Genomic DNA, 18,277 nt, shown 5'->3' with positions numbered 1-18,277 from the left:
TCGAGTTGATTTAGCATGATGGTTTCAGTCCAATTTCCTGGGGCTTTAAGTCATTTGAGTAAGAGCTATAATATCGATTCTAAAAAATATTGGGACGAATTTATACGAGAACTTCTAGGCTCTAACTATAAATACTTATTTAGCAATGAAACTCCTAAAGAGTATGTGTTGCTATACTTGAACGGATCAAAGATAGAGTCTCTTAAAGAAATCGCATTGAAAAATGAAGATTCTTTGCATATTTTGTCCGCAATTTCTGGTGGTTAAGCTTCTACATGAAGTTAAGATATAGGTCAGCACAAGATACTTTAAAAATACTATCTAGTTATATACATCGGGCTGGTATTGCTAGGGTAGCCGATTTAAGTTATCTAGACAGTTGCTCTCATCTAAGAGTTTACTCTGCGATTAGACCTAACTCCAAATCCATAAGCATCAGCATGGGTAAGTCTTTAGATAAAATTGAAGCCCAGTGTGGGGCTATAATAGAGTCAATTGAAACGTATTTTGCAGAGCAAGTGGTTGCTGAAATCATCGACAAGTCACAAAATGAACTTGTCAGAGATGGTAAAGCTTTTGTTGATATAAATAAGCTGGGTTATTCTACAGCTATTTCAAAAGACCAAAAAATTAATTGGTGTCTAGGGAGGACTCTTCTAACAAATAAAGAAATATTTGTACCGCATGTATCAGTTTCACTAGATAGCACTATGTTGATATCGGCATTGATTGGACAAAATTCAGATGGCATTGCCTCTGGATCTAATTTTGAAGAGGCCCTTATTTACAGTTTTTTAGAGTTAATTGAAAGGCAATCTATAAGAAATCACAATGTGACCGAACTTGCAGATGTAAATGAGGAAGAATACAAAAATTTGGGCCTGAATAATATTTCATATTCATTCCACTATTATCAGAATGTGTTTAATATACCGGTTATCGCTTGCTTTATTTTAAATGACAGTCCTTTGGATAATCAGGTAATAACAGCCGGTTATAGTTGCCACTTCTCCAAGCATGAAGCCCTTTATAAATCGCTGATAGAGGCCATACAATCAAAGATTGGCATTATATCTGGGGCGAGAGATGATTTGGATCCCCCTTGTTATAAATTCAATGAAATAAATACATTGCCACGGGTTAGCAAAATAAAATATTTTAATGACATGTACTCTTTAGATTTATCCCTGAATGAGCAATATCAAAAAATCCTTGAGATTCTTAAGTCACATGCTAAAGATTTAGTTGTTTTTACTTATTTGAACGAAGATATTTGTATCTTGAAAACTTTTCTTATTGATAATGAATAATCCAACTAGAGTAATTTTTGTTGATTCTACTGTTTCGCATAAGGAACTACTCGAATATACGACGTCGAGGGATTTGTTATTGCCTGGTATACGGCGAGGAGACTTAATTCGTGCCGTTGGTTTGCATCCTAATCTAAAGTCTATAGTCATTATTGATGGTGTATTTGAAGAGCAAGCGAGCATTACTCATAAAGAGATTCTATGGGCACTCGCCAAGGGATTAAAAGTTGTGGGACTTGCATCACTAGGGGCTCTGAGAGCATATGAGTTAATGCGTTTTGGAATGAAGGGTTATGGAAAAATCTTTCGTCAGTATGAAGAAGGGGATCTTGATGGGGATGACGAAGTGTCTATTGTTTACTTTCCAGGATTACAGAACTCTACTAAAACCATACCCATGATCAATATTAGAGCGACTCTTAGGCGGCTATCCATAGAGGAGAATAATGAATTGATTACATCAATTCGTAGTATTCATTTTAGGAAGCGCACCTGGTTGGAGATAAGCAAGAAAGTTTCAAAAGTGATACATGAGTCCCTCATGAAAAACTATATCGATCTGAAACGAGAGGATGTTATTTCTTTTTTCAAATCAAGCCCAGAGCATCGCGAAGTAACAGATACTTCTAATATAGAGCTGAACCTTTTTTTTATAAAAAATATTGTAAAGAAGAGATACCCAACTATAACTAGTTTTTTGGACTATTGTTTGAGTATTATGCCCCGGGCCCCTAAGATTACCACCAAAAAATCCTTAGAGGAATATGCACAGAACATCATTAATTATTTGGATTTACCGATTGGTTATGTTGATGATATTGCTAAAATATTGTCAGAGTTAATTGGGTTTACATTCAATTCCGAAAGAATAAAAAAAGCTTCTAGAATGATTAGGAAAGAACAGAAATTAACTCGGCAATCAGACCTGCTAAATTTTATATCAAGAAAAAAAATTCCCATAAACTCTCTTCAAGGTATATATGAGGGCATTGTAAAGTTAGAGGCATATTTTCTGAGCCAGGCTTATGTAATTAAAAGTTTATAGTTGTTTTTATAGGAGAGAGAAAAGCAACCAGATAGAAATGATGAATTAAGCGGGAAATCAAGATGCTCATATTTTTTTAACTGCTCCATTAAGTGTTTATCACTCTTATAAAACAACGCATCTTTTTCTATCGGCGAGGTAGAATTGATACTCCAGCGATGGATAACGTTCAATATTAAGTTACTTGCCGATTTGTACAGAACCGTATTCTTAGCAACGTTCGATTCGATAATTTTCTCACAAGTTTGTTCAAAGGCTGATTTTATTTCCTGTGATAATTTATTTAGATTTGAAATTTGGTTAGGTTTAAAAATAAAGTCCTCCTTATTCAATGAGAAATAAACTGTTTCATTAGAGCTAAAGGGTACCAATTTGTGAGGGCACATAAAAATTGGAGCGGTTTCTGATTTAAAAACATCTACATAGACTTCCCTTAAAATATCAATAGGCGCATTTGACTCATCTAATGATGGGAGATAGCCTGGTTGATCTCCACACGCTATAAAAAATAAATATCGAACAACTTCTTTCACAAAACTATTTGAGCTGATTTTGCTTTTAGAATCCAATATATCTAATAAATAATCATACAAGGTGATATTTCTCTTGAATAGGTGATCGCCATTTGCAATGGAATTTAAATAATCAACAAAAGGTGATGACTTATAGGCCATTTCTTCCCATTCTTTTGGGAATGCTAGTAATTTTGCTTTCCACTTAGGATTTATTGAGTCGATAATTTGTTTGAATATAAAAAACTGATCGTCAAAACCATTTGGAATAGGGCAAGTCAGCTTGTACTTTTTTTGAAGTTTGCCATGACTTTTTTTATCGCTAAATTTGTTCATTAGCAAAAAGGAACTCCTTATTCCTGCTGTCATTTTAAGAATATCAGATGGTTCATAAAGATAATTATTTTTCAGAAATTTTGTAAATGGAAAAACATGGCCTGGTTTATATATTTTCCAGGGAGATGTTCTTTGATTAATCTCTGTGTACATCTCAAAATTGTTTTCATAGATCATGCAGAATGGCATTACTTTAGATTTATTAAAATCAGGGAAATAAAAATATGTTTCATCACCTATCTGACGCCCATAGTTATAGCTAAGGATAGTTAATTCCGATGGAGTCAAGCTAGCATCATTTTCAATAATCTGATGCAAGGAAGGATTTAGTTTAGCAACATCCCCTTTAACATCATCCCAAGAAACAGTGATTAATTCTTGTCCAATCATTAGTGCTCTTTATGGTAATTTAGGTTGAAGTCACTAAAATACACTTTTGTCGAAAAAAAATCGAGTAAAATGTTGAATCATAATCGGCTATGCGCTAATATCTTTTTAGATTAAAAAAAACACCGAGAGAACGGTCGCCAAACAGTAACTTTCGGTGTTTTTCGGGCATAAGACAGAATGCCATGGTGAAAATCATAACATATAGATTGAGCCATTGCATTCATTTGACAAGGAAATTATGGATGATGGCTCAATACAATAGTCTTTACACAATCTTTATTCAAAGAATCCAATAAAACGAATCGTTTAGTTTTTTATTTCAACGATCAATTAACAATGGATATTTAAAAGATGTGTAATAAAATTTTAATTATAAATAAACTTCAATCAGTCGAATATTTCAATAAAGCTAGAATAGAGATAGAGCGCCCATTTATTGGGTTCCCCTATGGCCCTTTGTTATTAATTAAGTCTTTAATAAACTTAGCAGATCCGGCAACTGGTATCGTATATAATGTTTCCTATCTTGATCTTGCCAAGCTAATTGAAATTAATCCGGCTCCAGGAAGAAAAGAAAGCGGCACGCCAACCAAACAAACCATCCGGAACTACATTAAATCAATAGAGCGGGAATGCGGGAACTACTTCAAAGTAATCTCTGAAGGGCAATCCCTTAAGTTTCTATTCCCTGAGATCCCAAAAGTATTCAATAAGCTGTTTGAAAACAAGGAAGTTAACACAGAGGTTAACGGCAACATACCCCTCGAAAACACTGGGGAAAAAGCGGTTTTTGAAGAGAGAGTTAACACAGAAGTTAACACGGAACTTAACACGCCTAACAATGCTGTAAAGAAGTTATTTATAAATATAAATAACAACAATAACAACACTCCAGATCACTGGCCTTTGGCAAAAAACAACAAACAACCCATAGCAGCTGATTTTTACCCCAATGAGGCGACTATTTCACGGGCCATTGCCTCAGGTTACCCTTTTGCAACAAACCCCGCCATCATTCAGGAGTTCATTGACAAAAACATAGCATGGGGCAGCACTTATGCTGATTTCAACCCAATTTACTTATGCTTTCTTGCTAAATACACGCACTTTCAACAATCAAAACAAACAGAACAAAACGTTAAGATAAGGAACATCACTAATGAGCGTACATCCCCTAAAAACAACTCTTATGAAGCAGCAATGGAGCGAGTCAGACAAGACAATGCGGATGCCATTGAGCCCACAACACAAGAGCTTTTCCCAGACCACAAACCCATCACTTACGCTATTGAGCACGAACCACATTTCATGGCTCTGGGTTGAGTTGACGAAAATATACGGTCAGATGTTTCTTAGCAAAAACGGCTCTAAGGACAGTGGCGCTTGGTTTGATGCCCTTAACGAGTTAACACCCAAAGCACTAGAGAGCGGGGTGGCGCGATTAAGAAATTTAGCAGGAAATGGTAAGTTTGCAGAATACCCGCCTAATTGCTTGCAATTTAAAGCGCTGTGCATGGCTTTTTATGATGATTTGGGCTTACCCAAAGCACGGGATGCGTACCAGGAGATAACGAATAGTATTTATAAGAGCAACCCACGCTGGAGCCATCCATTAATTGAGTTCATTGCCCAAAGACTGCCTGAGAATTTTTTCTCAATAGAGCAAGAGGCACAAGCCTTCGGTCATTTTAGTAGGCTCTACACCGAAGTATGTCACTTGGTAAAGCAAGGCCATGAACTCCCTGAATCGATAAAAAACAAAAGAGCTGTACCAACAAGAACCCCAAGCGTTGCACACATGCATTTGCAACAAATCAAACACCACATAGGAGCCTAACTCAATGAGAACCCTGACTGAAGAATTACTGACCATGTTGCAACAATGCGCCAACAAGCTCTTATTAGCCTATGACGAAACGCTTAGTCCCGACGTTTGGGAGGCTTTTGAAAAAACAGCGGATGCCTGTGAAACCCTGGCATTTCAACATCACTCAAATCAATCGATGAGTATTCATTAATAAAAAAGGAACAAGTACATGCTTATTTTAACAAGAAGAATCGGAGAGACCATGATTATTGGTGAGGACGTCAATATCACTGTCTTGGGTATTAAGGGCAATCAAGTACGTATGGGCATCAATGCACCGTTATCCATTCCCGTGAATCGAGAGGAAATCCATCTAAGAGTTAAGGCCGATGAAGCACGTGGCAGCTTGTATCTAAAGCCGGGACACAGCAAGCACAATAACAAAACCATTAACTAATAAAAATAGTGTGACCGATTTAAGGAATAAAAAAATGAAAGGAATTAAACATCAAATAAGCCATACACTTCTTGCCAGCGCTGTCGCGGCACTCACAGGCTGCGCCGCAACCCAAACAGCGATAGAGCATGGCTCACTACAAGTCAGCACCAAACAAAGTGAAACCATCTTTTTAGATCCAGTCTCAAACGCCCAGAAAACAGTTTATGTTTCAGTAAAAAATACCTCTGATGAAGAAGTGGACATTGCTCCGCGATTAAAAACAGCATTAAGTTCCCATGGCTATAAGGTAATTAATAACCCAAATTCAGCGCACTACCTCTTGCAGGCCAATGTGCTCAAGGTAGGAAAAATGAGTGTTGCAGCAAGTCAATCGGCATTGGGTGGCGGTTACGGTTCAGCCATTGCGGGTGCGGTAGCAGGTACTGCTGCTGGAAGTTTTACTCAGTCAAGCACTGGTATGATTGCAGGGGGGCTTACTGGTGGAGTCATTGGCTTGGCAGCGGATTCTTTAGTCAAAGATGTGAATTACACCATGATAACCGATATTCAAATTTCGGAGCGCGTAGGGAGGGGCATTAAAGTGAATGAACAATTCCAATCTAATCTAAAAAATGGAAGCAGCTCAGTGACTTCCCAAGCCTCATCGCGCGATAGCCAATATCAGCGCTATAGAACCCGGGTGGTATCCAATGCGGATAAAGTAAATTTAAAGTTTCAAGACGCACGTCCAGCGTTAGAACAGGGATTGGTTAAAGTCATTTCAGGGATATTCTAATGAGTCATCTCACTTAAAAAGCCGATTTAATTCGGCAAATAAAATTACATACATTTTGTGATTAAAAATTAAGCGACTTTAAGGCTTAAGGGATTTTTACAACCTAAAAACGGAGAATGTAATGAAAATCGGCAAAAAAATGGTCATTTTAATGCAAAAAGGAGTCTCAGCATTCCTGCTCACACTGCTTTCAAACAGTGTGTTTGCGAATGATTTATTGGCTCGTGCGTTAGAGGGGGATGTCAAAGATTCATTAGGAAGCGGTTCCATGTTTTGGAAAGTCTTTATCCTGGTGGACATCATATTGGCAACCGCAATGGCTGTAAAAAGCAAAAACCCCATGGTGTTTGTAGGCGTAACTGCTGTTGCTTTTATTCCAGCGTTCTTACTGAAAACCTTTGTTTTTTGACGGAGGGTTGATGATGAGCACCATGAACTATCAATTCTTAAATCATATTGATGCGCCTAAGAGGGTTTTAACGTTAACCATGGATGAGCTGGTGGTGGCAGGACTTGGTTTTATGTTGCTCATCATCTCGAATCAAAAAATATTGGTATCGATGTTTGGGTTGGGTTTGTTAAGTGGGTTGCGGTATTTGAAGAAAGGAGAGGGTCCAAAAGCGCTTTTAGTGCTGGCTTATTGGTATTTACCCAGTTTTATCACCCAATTTTTCTTGCCCAAATTACCACTATCACACCACCGTGTGTACGTAGCTTAGAGGGGAGAACATGGATTTTAAAAGTTATCAAAGCCGCTTAAGTCTTTTGTCCGCACGGTTTAATCTGATGGTGGTTTTAGTATTTGGCCTTTTGGTGTCTAACGTTTTGTTGTCTTGCTTTTTGTTTCAAGCATGGAATCACCATACGATTGAAGTCACTCCTTTTAGCGGTGCGCCATCCTATTTGAAATCAGCATCCAGTGTTGATGGCCATTACTTGAGCCTTATGGCAGAGAACTTTGTTAATGAACGTTTAAATGTGACGCCTGAAACAGTGGATGCCAATCATCAACGGCTGCTGTCTTATGTTGGGCACCAGAACTATACCTCTATGCTCCGGCATCTAACCAATGAAGCCAAGGTGATTAAAGCTAAAAAAATGTCGTCCATTTTTTATATCGACAAAAATAAAGCCAACCCACAGGAATTAACTGTCGTTGTTTCAGGGCTTTTGAAGCGGTTCGTAGGGCTTCAAGCATTAAATGATGAGCGTAAGACCTATGTTTTGCAGTTCCAATACAAAGACAGCCGTCTGTCCATAGTTAAGTTTTCGCTTTTAAAGGAGAAGCAAGATGCGTAAACCAATAAGTATCGCATTGACATTATTATCAACACTAGCAATAGGTGCAAATAGTATTCCTGTGAAAGATAACAGCGATATTGCACTCACTCTAAGTCAAGGTAATTACAACCGTTTGGTAGTCAAAAACGACAAAATCATGGAAGCGGTGTTTCCTCCCAACGCAATGGCCATTAAAAGGGATGAGCAAGATGGTTCTGTCTATGTGATGCTATCAGCTGCCAACCCATTTACTTTGTTTTTAACTACTGAGGCAGGTCGGCATTTTTCTGTGACTTTAAATGGTGAGGAATCCTTAGGAAAGACCATTGAGCTGGTTCCATCTCAGCCAGTTATTACAAAAACGGTCGCTAATGCCACAAAAACAAACCCCAAAACAATCAAACAAGAGGCAGTTCCCGAAGCCATTCTCGCCATGCTTAACCATATGGAGCAACAAAAGCCTTTTGCGGATGTGAACGTCAAACGTCAATTTGGAAAAGTGGAACGTTGGTCAAAAGGATTAACGCTTTTACCCAAAGAATTATGGGATGGCAAGCTGTTAAAGGGCGAAACCATCGAATTGTACAATGGTGGTAAAGAACCCCTGGAATTGGCGCAAGAGTGGTTTGCCAAAGAAGGAACGCTCGCGATTAAGTTTTCCAAACCATCCTTAGCCCCTGGTGAAAAAGCCAAGCTGTACCGTGTCCAAGGAGTCAATCATGGCTAGCTGGCAATGGAATAAAATGGTTAAAGGGCGTCAGGTTCGTACTTTAATTATTGCAGGGAGTTGTCTGTTTTTTCTTGTTGCCATGATGATTGTGCTATTAGCCGATGGTCGTCCTAAAAAGACTCAAGCTCTAAAAAAATCAGTGGATTTAACTGGAATTGTTGAGGAATCGTTTACCGATGCGGTGGCAGACAATGCGCTCACTGCACAACAAACAGAACTGGAATCATTAAAAAAACAAATCGGCGAATTAACCCTTAACATTAAATCAATGGGTGAGGCACATCAAAAAGAATTGCAGGCGCAAAAAGAAGAATTAACGTCTCAAGTACAAGAGCTGGTTTTAGCTCACCAAGAAAAGCAAGGAAGTCAAGAGCCGCAAAATAACCCTTCCGAGTTGAAAGAAGTACAAAACCCACAGTTGTGGCATAACTCCAACACGTATGCCATGAACACTGCAATGAATGGTGGCACGGTCTTATCCGATGCAAATCGTGGTATCCACACGGTATCGTTTCGGCCTAAACGGCGCATCATCAAAACGCACCATAATTTTTATCTTAATCCCGCTCACTATGTACCTTCCAATACCTCAGTACGGGCAGTTATTTTGGGCGGGGCAGATGCGGATGCTTCTGTGAATGGTCAATCAAAAAACAATGGTGTGATGCTTTTTAAGTTCTTGGAAGATGGCACGTTACCTAATGGCCAGCGCTCACGCTTAAGAGGCTGTCGCGTCAGTGCCAATTCGTATGGGGATATTTCCAGTGAACGTGCTTACGGAACGCTATATCGCCTATCGTGCGCGCATCCTGGTGAGCCGATTATTGATAAGGAAGTAACAGGCTGGGTGTTTTTCAACGGCAAGGTGGGCATTAAAGGTAAGCCCTTGATGCGTGATAACAAAGTGATGACCTGGGCGGGTGTCAGTGGTGCATTATCAGGTATAGCAAGTGCCGCACAATACGCGCAAAGCGTGCAAGCAATTGGCCCATATGGCGCAACCTCCGTTGTACCAAGTAGTCAAATCGCACCTTTTGCAGCCTATGGCGGTGCTTCCAAAGCGGCTGACACGTTATCTCAATACTACGTCAAACGGGCAGAACAATACCATCCGGTGATTCAGGTAGGCTCTGGCAATGTGGTGACCATTGTCTTTAAAGATGGTTTTTATTTAGAACCTGACGAAGACAAAAGTCAACATGCGATGAACCAAGTTAAAGCACAGCAAGAATCTCATGAACTGATAGCAAGTCAAGAGGACAACCAAAATCCTGAGATGAATTTTACTGTGCCTCCAGAGGTCTTGGGGAAAATTGACCAGGTGAATACCTTAAGCCGCAATGAAACAGGAGGTTTACGATGAAGCATCCTATGTTTGTATTAATACCTATCATCTCAGTTCTTTTTACTGGTTGTGGCACGATGAATTCCAATTTCAGTTGTAATGCCACGGCAGGGGATAGCTGTCTGACCATTGAGCAGGTCGATGCCATGACCCGCTTCGCTGATGATGTAAAACCAGCGCCTCCAAGACGAGCTAAGATGCGCGCAGAAAACGCTCTTCAAAACTTTGAAGGCAAAGTCATCAAGCAAAACAATGGCGAGAATGTATGGGTTGCGAAAAAAATGGAGGAGCAATCATGGGCTTAACTTTGGCGGCATTTCGTGATAAGGCACGCGATTTATTGCATCAAGCTGCGACATTGCTTGGGGAAACATCTGGCATTAAACCCGCCTCACTGCATGCACATGATAAAGCGCATGAGTCGTGTGCGCTTGAGCTTCCCTCGATTAAAGCCCTTTTGCCCTATGAAACGGTGAATGAGAGGGGCTTCTTTGTTAATCGCAACTCGATGGGCTTTGGTTTAGAACTCCTGCCTATGGCAGGTAGCGATGAGTCCTTAATGAGCAGTTTGTCGCAACTGTTTAAAAATAAATTAACTGTAGGGACTGATTGCACGGTGCTGTTGTATAAACATCCCTGGCTTGGCGCCTCATTGTCACAAAATTATGAACCTATTTTAAAGCAAGGCGGTATTTATGCGGAACTTGCGCGGGAGTCACTGAAATACCACTTAAATGCCATCAAAAAAGGGTATAAAAATGGCCGTAATATTCCGGCCGGACTTGCTGATTATTGTTGTTATCTTTTTGTTTCAAGACCTAAGCAGGCGGGTGTGGAAGAGCAGCTTCATCTGTTGCAAGCTGATTTTGAATCTGAATTAAAGGTTGCAGGATTTGGGTTTAGACGGTGTGAAGAGGATGATTTTAAGGTGTTGATGCGCGCACTTTTTTCCCCTGATTTTAATGAGTTATCCTGGCCAGTCATTAACGAATCCTGCGGGCTTATTGCGGAGAGTATACCTAACCCTTCAACTAAAATTGAAATTGATGATGAATGCATTCAATCCTCGATTGTTGATTTGAAAGGAGAAATCCAGCAAACACGACTTGTTAATTGTGAGCTTTCTGATTATCCAGTCAAGCCGTTTGCTTTATGGCAAACACCGGATTTATTTGCCAACCTGTTGGATACGGAGCAGGGAATTCAATGTCCTTTTTTGATTTCGTTTACCATTCGAGGCGTGAATCAGGAAAAGGTGAAGGCGAAAGCTAAGGCTCGCGCCAAGTCACTTACCGCCAACAACAATGCAGTGCAAGGTTTTATTAATCCATCCATTCGTGAAGAAGCGGCTGAGTGGCAATTTGTGCATGAACATGCAACCAAAGGCGAACTACATCTATTACCCACGTTTTACAATGTCATTCTTTATACAACCAAAAGCAAAGAGCGTGAGCAGGTTGCCAAAGCGATTGCAAGTTTTCGGCATTTGGGTTTTACCTTAAACATCAGTCGTTGCAAACAATGGTTAAGGTTTTTAAGTAGTCTTCCCTTTATGCTGACTGAGGGGCTTTTTTCAAGTATTTCGTTTTTGGGGATGACCAAAAAACTAACGCATACTAATGTTGCCAATTTGCTGCCTGTGATTGCTGATTTTAAAGGAGCAAGAGAGGGTTTAATCGTTCCTACGTATCGCCATCAACTGTTTTATTTGAATACCTTTGATGACAGGGTATTGCCGATTACCAATTTTAATCGGCTAACCGTAGCAAGCCCTGGTGCTGGTAAATCCTTCTTTGAGCAAGCCCAAATTTTAGATGGTTTATCGCGAGGTCAGCAGATTTTTGTTATTGATTTAGGTGGTTCTTATAAGCATTTATGCGAGATGGTGGGTGGCAGCTATATTAATGCAGCAACGTTAACCCTTAATCCTTTCACGCTGTTTGATTTTGATGGAGTCACGGAGATTAATGGGGAGAAGCTCAATGATTACATTCAAATCAGGGATTTGTTGGCCATTATGGCAAGCCCTTCAGAAGCATTAGGGGAAGTGCAAAAATCATGGCTTTTAGATGCTGTGACCGAATGCTGGAAAGCGCGGGGTCGCCAGGCAAAAATGGATGATGTGTTAGCTTGCCTGCAAGGAATGTTGGACAAGCCTGGGTCTCAAGGTGATCAACGACTTAAAGATTTGACGATTTTGCTCGGCAAATATGCAAGCTCAGGCATTTATGGCCACCTCTTTAACAACGATACCCCGCTGCTCAATGGTTCCAATTTGGTAGTTCTTGAAATGGGTGAGCTGGAATCAAACCCTGAGCTGCTCACCATTGTCATGTTTGTCATGATTGTGATTATTCAGGGACAATTTTATCACTCGGACAGAAAGCAAGAAAAACGCTGTGTCATTGATGAAGCCTGGCGGTTTTTGGCTCTTGGCTCAAATCCCGTATGTGCCAGCTTTATCGAGCAAGGCTTTCGCACGGCAAGAAAGCATATGGGTGGGTTTGCGGTCATTACACAAAATCTTGTGGATACGATGAACACCATTCAGGGGCGGGCGATTGCTGCAAGCTCTGATACTAAAATCATTATGCGTCAGGGCGGGTTCAAACAATACGTTGATGAGCATCCAAAGCATTTTAATCCATTAGAAGTCAAAGTCATTGAATCTTTTGGTGAAGCGAAAACCCAAGGGTTTTCCAATTTGATGATTCAGTTTGGTAATGTCACTACTTTTCATCGTTATTTTTGCGATCCGTTTTCTCGTGTGCTTTTTTCCACATCAGGTGAAGAGGTGAGCCTCATTGAATCCTTAACCAAGCAAGGGGTTAGCTTACCTGATGCAATACAGCGCGTTGCAAACACATATTATGGGGAGGAATGATGCGATTAACTCCCCTGGTTTTAGGTTGTGCATTAGCGGTTTTTGGTGTGGTTTACGGTTTTTATGGTGCATCACCTCAAAAGTCGATTGTTGTTTTTGATGAAGAGGCGGTGCAAGGTCAATTCATTCGCCAATTGGCAGAAATAAAAGCGACCGAATCCCAAGTGGAGCAGTCTACCAGAAGATTTAATGAGGTACTTAATAAAGTTCTGGTTGATACAGCACAGCAAAAGAAGGTCATCATTTTAAGGACGGCTGATGTTCTTGCTGGCGGCATTGATATCACCGATGAGGTGCGAACGAAGTTAAGTAAGGCAATGAGGAATAAATCGTGAACATTTTTTGTTGCTTGATTCTTCTTATGATTTCAACGGGACAGGTCCACGCCAAATCCTTTGGTGTGGTGGGTGAAGTATTTCCTATTGCGGAAAAGAGTTTTTTAACACTCATTGAAGAACGGTTAGCCTCTTTGAAGGCAAGTGGGGAACTTGAGTCTTTAAATCAGCGCTGGGTTCAAACGGCAGCCGAGCATGCGAACAGACCAATGGCATTGGATATTACGCGCACGAACCGTTCAACTCGTCATGATTACGTGCCTGAAATGACTCTAAGCCAGGACATCAGAAATGAAAAAGGACGCATTTTGTTCTCAAAAGGAACTCATGTGAATGCGTTGCAACAGATGCCTTCCTACACGCCATGTTGGTTATTCTTTAATGCCGATGATGAAGCACAGTTGAATTGGGCAGCTCATCAAAAAACTCAGTGCACGAGCCCTAAATTGATTCTGACAGGAGGTGCAATTAATACAGCTGAGAAAAAACTCAATGCGGTGATTTATTTCGATCAGGCAGGGAAAATCACAACGAAGCTTCATATTGCTCATGTACCAGCAAAAGTAACGCGGTACCAAAATCATCTAGTCATTGCAGAGCTTGCAATCAAGGAGAATGGCGATGTGCTTTAGGATACTGTTTTTAGCAATCCTTTTTCTTGGTTTTGCGCCTCTTAATGCCAAGCAATGTACAGGGCATTTTGTGAACCCAGTAACCGATGTATGCTGGCGTTGCTTATTTCCTTTATCCATTGGCAATACCAAGGTGGTTCATTCTTCACTTCCAGACACTGAAAATGCATCCAGTCCGGTAGGTGTTTGTCCTGCAAGTACTGGTATACGAATTGGATTGAATATTGGATTTTGGGAACCAATGGCGCTTACTGATGTCACGGATACACCGTACTGTCTGGTAAACCTTGGTGGAACAAAATTGAATTTGGGATTAAAGCAAGGTAGGGGTGGTCGCCATGTGGTGGGCAACGGCCAACAACGCGCCTTTTTCCATGTGCACTGGTACAAATACCCGCTTATTAACTGGTTAAATCTCATTACTTCTGTGGGCTGCCTACAAAAAGGTGATTTTGACATTGCTTATCTGACCGAACTTGATCCGACCTGGCAGGATTCAGAGATGAGCTTTGTATTAAGCCCTGAGTCGGTATTGTTTGGCAATCCCGTAGCAGCAAGTGCGTGTGCTGCTGATGCACTGTCCTCCACGTTTACCAATAAACCACTGGATAGCCTGTTTTGGTGTGCAGGTAGCCAGGGAACGCATTATCCGATGACAGGACACGTTAATGCATCGGTTTCACCCGTGCAAACTGCGCTGCTATTGACTGAGCGCATGAATTACAAAATGCACCGTGAGTTTTTAGTGTCTGACTCAAGCCCAAAATCCGGGGCAATTTGTAAAGAGCATTATTACACTGTACCCCCTAAATCACGTTATCGCTATGAGCTGGTGAATCAGGTGGCTGATGGCAAGCATTGTTATCCATCAGGTCACAGCACCCTAGCTTGGGAGGCAGGAAAAATCAAGCCCCATACGCCTGACCAATATGGGTTTTTAGTGTGGCGAAAACGTCTCTGTACATTCCTTTAGTCGGGAGAATTTTATGTTAAGAAAAGGAATTTTTTTGTTGCTTGGCTGTGTGATCATGACCTCATCTTTTGCAGTACAACTATCTGTATTTGTTAGCTTTTCCATGCCAGAGACTCTTTTGCGAGAAACATTAAAAGAAAGCGCTCAACAAAACATTCCAGCCTATTTAAACGGACTTTACCGGGATTCGATGAGTGAAACAGCACTAAAGGTGATGGCATTAAACCAGCTTATTCCAAATTTGAACTTGGCCATTGACCCAACGCTGTTTGAGCGTTTTGGCATCCATCAAGTCCCCGCTTTGGTTGTGGATGATGGTAAAGCCTTTGATGTGATTTATGGCCATTTACCCATCAAAGAAGGATTAGACCGAATGGCTGGACGCGGGGAAGTCCATTTTACATCTAAAGAGGTCAGGAGGATTAGATGAGACAATTTGGTTGCATTTTAATTGGCTTCCTGTTTACAGCGTTCGTATCTGCACAAAACCAGAATGATGCACTGCATGCGCGTGATGAAGCCTTAAGAGCATTAAATGGATTTAATCCGGCAACTGTATTAAAAGGGTATACAGCAAATCCGGGAGAATCAGCGCTGCAACCACAAGAAGGGAGCAATGTCTTAAGTGCAGCGGGGTTGAATGTGCTAAAAAATAATGAGGCGGCCAGCGAGGTGTACAGCCAGGCAGGTAGTCGTGCCAAAGTTCAATCAAATCCCGTGAGTGTCGAAATGCAATACGCTGAACGACTTCTTGAGAATCCAGATGGTGTTTTAGACGGTGCTTGCTATAAGCAAGCAGGTGTTTGCAAAAATGAATCGGTTATTAAAACATGTGACGAATCGGTACACTACACCACAAGCTCCTGCAAGGACATATTAAATGTATTGGTTAAACCCATCACTCAAAGTTTTTCTAGAGTAGTCACTCCCAATCGATTTCAATCAACTGCCACCTTTGATTTGCAAGCCTGTCCTCCAAGAGATTGGCGATGTACAACTGCAAATACGGTACTTATAGCACCCAATTGTGAGCATCTGAAAGTCGAGGTTTTTCGTAACAATCAACCGATGTTAGTCACTAAGCAACCGACTTGTACCGATCCAACGGTTACGGTGCAATTTTCAGGTTGGGGTAGATATTCTGCTCCCCTGCAAGTCACCGTTACCGAATATGTAAGTGAAGATCACTGGAGCACGAGTGATTGCGAACGTGTGAAAGCGGAACATACAAAGAGCCTTTGCATCATGGATTCGAGTCAATCTTGTTTAGAACCTAATCAGGCGAAAGTGATTGGTGGCATTTCTGTTAAAAGATCGTGCTGGGGAAGGGGGTATAACTATCAATGCACAACCGTTAATTCAAGTAACTGCGCTCCTTTAATCAACCAAGGTTGCTCGCAAACAGACTCTAGCTGTGTAGAGGCTAAGTCCAATCGGTGTGTACGTTATTCTCAGACCTTCTCCTGTATGCAGCAGTTTTGTATGCCAGAAAAAACCGTATGCCCAGGAAAAATAGGGTGCGCAGATGGACAATGCGATACCTCAAAAGATGAATCCGGTGACGATATGGCAGAAGGGTTATCACGTCTTGGCGCATTAGCCGGTGTTGCGGCAGATGTGTCGGCTAATCAGGTTCGCAGTGGAACACCTGCCATTTTTATTGGCAAGAACTCTACCTGCCGTAAGGTGATTGCTAATGCGCGTAATTGCTGTCATGGCAGCCATCAGATGACCCATTGCAGCCAGGATGAGAAACGTCTTGCACAAGCAAAGGAAGAGGGTCGAGCGGCATATGTCGGAACTTATTGTGCCAAGAAAATTTTAACATGCGTTGAAGAAAAAGAATCCTGGTGTGTTTTTCCAACCAAATTATCTTCAATCATTCAGATTCAAGGGCGCTTACACCAATTAGGAATTAATTTTGGATGGGCAGGTGGTAAGGAAAATGTTCCCAATTGTCGCGGCATTACCCCAGAAGAATTAGAGCGCATCAACTTTTCAACGCTTGATTTATCTCCGATTCAACAAGAGTTGATTGCGCGTATGGCTTTACCCAATAACGGTTCGATTAATCGCAATAACCAATCTCATATTGAACGATTAAAACAAAAGGAGCGTGCTCATGATTAGAATGATTTTGATGGCACTTTTGTTTCTTAATGGGGTTGTGTTTGCCGATAAGCCCGTAGGATTTCTTTGGTATACCAAAGAAAAAGAAACAAAAAAAGTTGAAAAAAAAGTACCGTCTGGGACTTCCTTTAAGAGCTTAAGCTATACCGAGCGCGATGCCGTTTTGCGCTTTTACACCATGTGTAACCCCCCCATATTTAGTGGCAACCTAAATTAGAGTTCATTGCCTTATTTTTTGCCAGATATTCCCACGGTGTTAAATCATTTAGCGAATCATGCGGTCTCTCGTCGTTATACTCCTTTATCCAACTTTCTGTCAGCTCTCTAACTTCTTGTAAATTTTTAAACGCGTACATATTCAATATCTCTGTGCGGTAAGTTCTATTGAATCGCTCAATAAATGAATTTTGCGTTGGTTTACCTGGCTTAATAAATTCTAAAGCCACTTGATGCTTTTCAGCCCAGTCTGCTAATGTGCTTGAGATAAATTCAGGACCATTATCCATGCGTAATTTAGCGGGAAAACCTCGCCATGCTACAACACGCTCTAATACTCGAACCACTCGCTGAGCAGGCAAACTTAAATCGATTTCGATAGCCAACACCTCACGGTTAAAATCATCTACTATGTTAAATGTTCTGAAGCGTCGGCCACACATCAAAGCATCACACATAAAATCCATAGACCAACACTGATTGATGGATGCTGGCACACTCAAAGGGGTAGGTGAGCGATTAGGAAGCCGTTTTTTGCCTTCACGACGCATATTAAGCTTCAACTCACGATACACTCGATAAACACGTTTATGATTCCATCTATGTCCCTGGCGGCGTAACACTTTAAGCAATTTACTAAAGCCATATGCCGGATAGCGTTCGGATGATGCCTGCAGTGCCACGATTACATCTTCATCAGATTGGCTATCCGGTTTGTATCGATAAACCGAGTCACTAATACCTACAACCTTACACGCATGACGTAAACTCACAGCATGAGTATTCACTGCATAATCAACCAGCTCCCGTCTCACAGACGGCTTCACAGCTTTTTTTCAACAATATCCTTCAGGATTTTGTGATCAAGACTTAGCTCAGCATACATTTGCTTTAGACGACGGTTCTCTTCTTCAAGCTCTTTTAGACGTTTTACGTCGGATGCCTCCATACCACCATATTTTGCTTTCCAATTGTAATAGGTTGCATCTGAAATCCCATATTCACGACAAATTTCTTTTACCAGCCGACCTGCTTCGACTTCTTTTAGAATTTTTACAATTTGTGTTTCTGTATAACGTGATTTTTTCATTTTTGTTCTCCTCAAACATAGTTTAA

The 18,277-nt window shown here is 40.9% G+C and carries 23 protein-coding genes; 21 read left to right on the top strand and 2 right to left on the bottom strand.

Annotated features, from left to right (window positions below):
* The first annotated feature begins 15 nt into the window (after positions 1 to 15).
* Genes OQJ26_RS18320 through OQJ26_RS18310 form a run of 3 tightly spaced genes read left to right on the top strand, consistent with a single transcriptional unit; the run spans position 16 to position 2,355 of the window.
* The gene (locus tag OQJ26_RS18320; RefSeq protein WP_265705139.1) at positions 16 to 267 is read left to right on the top strand and encodes a hypothetical protein; all 252 of its coding nucleotides are present in this window, start codon (positions 16 to 18) and stop codon (positions 265 to 267) included.
* Positions 268 to 275: 8 nt separating this feature from the next.
* Entirely contained in the window at positions 276 to 1,310 is a 1,035-nt protein-coding gene (locus OQJ26_RS18315) for a YcaO-like family protein (RefSeq protein ID WP_265705138.1), read from the top strand.
* Complete coding sequence (locus OQJ26_RS18310) at positions 1,303 to 2,355, top strand: TfuA-like protein (RefSeq protein ID WP_265705137.1); 1,053 nt, start codon at positions 1,303 to 1,305, stop codon at positions 2,353 to 2,355. Before OQJ26_RS18315 ends, OQJ26_RS18310 begins: the two co-directional genes overlap by 8 nt.
* Here OQJ26_RS18310 and OQJ26_RS18305 read toward each other — a convergent pair.
* A complete protein-coding gene (locus tag OQJ26_RS18305) occupies positions 2,334 to 3,593 on the bottom strand; it encodes a hypothetical protein (RefSeq protein WP_115264676.1) in 1,260 nt (419 codons plus the stop codon). The two genes, OQJ26_RS18310 and OQJ26_RS18305, sit on opposite strands and share 22 nt — an antisense overlap.
* Before the next feature lie 351 nt (positions 3,594 to 3,944).
* Between OQJ26_RS18305 and OQJ26_RS18300 the strand changes: the two genes are divergently transcribed.
* The 18 genes from OQJ26_RS18300 (at position 3,945) to OQJ26_RS18215 (ending at position 17,162) form a co-directional block, all read left to right on the top strand.
* A complete protein-coding gene (locus tag OQJ26_RS18300; protein WP_265705136.1) occupies positions 3,945 to 4,916 on the top strand; it encodes a hypothetical protein in 972 nt (323 codons plus the stop codon).
* A gap of 22 nt (positions 4,917 to 4,938) precedes the next feature.
* On the top strand, positions 4,939 to 5,430 hold the full coding sequence (locus OQJ26_RS18295; protein WP_115264695.1) for a hypothetical protein: 492 nt from the start codon (positions 4,939 to 4,941) through the stop codon (positions 5,428 to 5,430).
* 4 nt (positions 5,431 to 5,434) lie between these two features.
* Complete coding sequence (locus OQJ26_RS18290; RefSeq protein WP_172461336.1) at positions 5,435 to 5,611, top strand: hypothetical protein; 177 nt, start codon at positions 5,435 to 5,437, stop codon at positions 5,609 to 5,611.
* An 18-nt stretch (positions 5,612 to 5,629) separates the two neighbouring features.
* The gene (gene csrA / locus OQJ26_RS18285; RefSeq protein ID WP_115264678.1) at positions 5,630 to 5,857 is read left to right on the top strand and encodes a carbon storage regulator CsrA; all 228 of its coding nucleotides are present in this window, start codon (positions 5,630 to 5,632) and stop codon (positions 5,855 to 5,857) included.
* A 34-nt stretch (positions 5,858 to 5,891) separates the two neighbouring features.
* Positions 5,892 to 6,635, top strand: coding sequence for a complement resistance protein TraT (locus tag OQJ26_RS18280; RefSeq protein WP_265705135.1), 744 nt, complete (start codon positions 5,892 to 5,894; stop codon positions 6,633 to 6,635).
* Positions 6,636 to 6,756: 121 nt separating this feature from the next.
* Positions 6,757 to 7,044 carry a hypothetical protein gene (locus OQJ26_RS18275; protein WP_265705134.1) on the top strand — a complete coding sequence of 96 codons (288 nt, stop codon included), beginning with the start codon at positions 6,757 to 6,759 and terminating at the stop codon, positions 7,042 to 7,044.
* A 10-nt stretch (positions 7,045 to 7,054) separates the two neighbouring features.
* Positions 7,055 to 7,354: a type IV conjugative transfer system protein TraL gene (traL, locus tag OQJ26_RS18270; protein ID WP_238583857.1), complete on the top strand. Its 300-nt coding sequence runs from the start codon at positions 7,055 to 7,057 to the stop codon at positions 7,352 to 7,354.
* A 10-nt stretch (positions 7,355 to 7,364) separates the two neighbouring features.
* Complete coding sequence (gene traE, locus OQJ26_RS18265; RefSeq protein WP_115264681.1) at positions 7,365 to 7,934, top strand: type IV conjugative transfer system protein TraE; 570 nt, start codon at positions 7,365 to 7,367, stop codon at positions 7,932 to 7,934.
* Entirely contained in the window at positions 7,927 to 8,643 is a 717-nt protein-coding gene (traK, locus tag OQJ26_RS18260; protein ID WP_265705133.1) for a type-F conjugative transfer system secretin TraK, read from the top strand. Before traE ends, traK begins: the two co-directional genes overlap by 8 nt.
* Positions 8,636 to 10,009: a TraB/TrbI/VirB10 family type IV secretion system protein gene (locus OQJ26_RS18255; protein ID WP_265705132.1), complete on the top strand. Its 1,374-nt coding sequence runs from the start codon at positions 8,636 to 8,638 to the stop codon at positions 10,007 to 10,009. Before traK ends, OQJ26_RS18255 begins: the two co-directional genes overlap by 8 nt.
* Positions 10,006 to 10,296, top strand: coding sequence for a TraV family lipoprotein (locus OQJ26_RS18250; protein WP_115264684.1), 291 nt, complete (start codon positions 10,006 to 10,008; stop codon positions 10,294 to 10,296). The genes OQJ26_RS18255 and OQJ26_RS18250 overlap by 4 nt, the downstream gene beginning before the upstream one ends.
* A complete protein-coding gene (gene traC, locus OQJ26_RS18245) occupies positions 10,287 to 12,875 on the top strand; it encodes a type IV secretion system protein TraC (protein ID WP_265705131.1) in 2,589 nt (862 codons plus the stop codon). Before OQJ26_RS18250 ends, traC begins: the two co-directional genes overlap by 10 nt.
* Positions 12,872 to 13,210 (top strand): type-F conjugative transfer system protein TrbI, encoded by a 339-nt coding sequence (gene trbI / locus OQJ26_RS18240; RefSeq protein WP_265705130.1) that lies wholly within the window; start codon positions 12,872 to 12,874, stop codon positions 13,208 to 13,210. The genes traC and trbI overlap by 4 nt, the downstream gene beginning before the upstream one ends.
* Positions 13,207 to 13,842 carry a type-F conjugative transfer system protein TraW gene (gene traW, locus OQJ26_RS18235; protein ID WP_265705129.1) on the top strand — a complete coding sequence of 212 codons (636 nt, stop codon included), beginning with the start codon at positions 13,207 to 13,209 and terminating at the stop codon, positions 13,840 to 13,842. The genes trbI and traW overlap by 4 nt, the downstream gene beginning before the upstream one ends.
* Entirely contained in the window at positions 13,832 to 14,815 is a 984-nt protein-coding gene (traU, locus tag OQJ26_RS18230) for a conjugal transfer pilus assembly protein TraU (protein WP_265705128.1), read from the top strand. Before traW ends, traU begins: the two co-directional genes overlap by 11 nt.
* Before the next feature lie 13 nt (positions 14,816 to 14,828).
* Positions 14,829 to 15,245: a type-F conjugative transfer system pilin assembly protein TrbC gene (gene trbC / locus OQJ26_RS18225; RefSeq protein WP_265705127.1), complete on the top strand. Its 417-nt coding sequence runs from the start codon at positions 14,829 to 14,831 to the stop codon at positions 15,243 to 15,245.
* Complete coding sequence (traN, locus tag OQJ26_RS18220) at positions 15,242 to 16,945, top strand: type-F conjugative transfer system mating-pair stabilization protein TraN (RefSeq protein WP_265705126.1); 1,704 nt, start codon at positions 15,242 to 15,244, stop codon at positions 16,943 to 16,945. Before trbC ends, traN begins: the two co-directional genes overlap by 4 nt.
* On the top strand, positions 16,938 to 17,162 hold the full coding sequence (locus OQJ26_RS18215; protein ID WP_265705125.1) for a thioredoxin domain-containing protein: 225 nt from the start codon (positions 16,938 to 16,940) through the stop codon (positions 17,160 to 17,162). The genes traN and OQJ26_RS18215 overlap by 8 nt, the downstream gene beginning before the upstream one ends.
* Here the strand turns inward: OQJ26_RS18215 and OQJ26_RS18210 are convergent.
* A protein-coding gene (locus tag OQJ26_RS18210; RefSeq protein WP_416209969.1) for an IS3 family transposase occupies positions 17,143 to 18,251 on the bottom strand; the annotation gives its coding sequence in 2 pieces (ribosomal slippage) (positions 17,143 to 17,999 and positions 17,999 to 18,251; 1,110 coding nt in all). The genes OQJ26_RS18215 and OQJ26_RS18210 overlap by 20 nt on opposite strands.
* Between the last annotated feature and the right edge of the window lie 26 nt (positions 18,252 to 18,277).

It is taken from the genome of Legionella sheltonii, assembly GCF_026191355.1.
Taxonomy (GTDB): Bacteria; Pseudomonadota; Gammaproteobacteria; order Legionellales; family Legionellaceae; genus Legionella; species Legionella sheltonii.
Note: the sequence above shows the minus strand (reverse complement) of the source record. Positions and strands in the feature narration are given on the sequence as shown.